The 245-nt window shown below is 66.5% G+C and carries 1 protein-coding gene; it reads right to left on the bottom strand.

Annotated features, from left to right (window positions below; translation table 11 throughout):
• Positions 1 to 16: 16 nt before the first annotated feature.
• Positions 17 to 245, bottom strand: a 229-nt coding sequence (locus ACKRDP_RS10030) for a hypothetical protein (RefSeq protein WP_409154638.1), incomplete at its 5' end; no start/stop codon positions are given.

Genomic DNA, 245 nt, shown 5'->3' with positions numbered 1-245 from the left:
GGCTACCTCTGATCGGTCAGATGAAGTCTGCGATGCCCGCCTGGCGGTTGTGGTCGTTCTCGAAGACCGAGTCGATCGTCGCCGCGAGCACCTCCAGCCGCTGGGTGGTGTAGGGCCGACAGCCGTACGCCTCGGCGACGTGCATCGCGGGCTCGAGGTACTTGCGCACCGACTTATGATGGACGGTGAGCATCACGCGCCCGCCGCACTCGCGACAGCTGCCCGACAGCGGCATGCGACGGTAC

It is taken from the genome of Pampinifervens navoyensis (genome assembly GCF_046159715.1).
GTDB lineage: Bacteria > Aquificota > Aquificia > Aquificales > Aquificaceae > Pampinifervens.
Note: the sequence above shows the minus strand (reverse complement) of the source record. Positions and strands in the feature narration are given on the sequence as shown.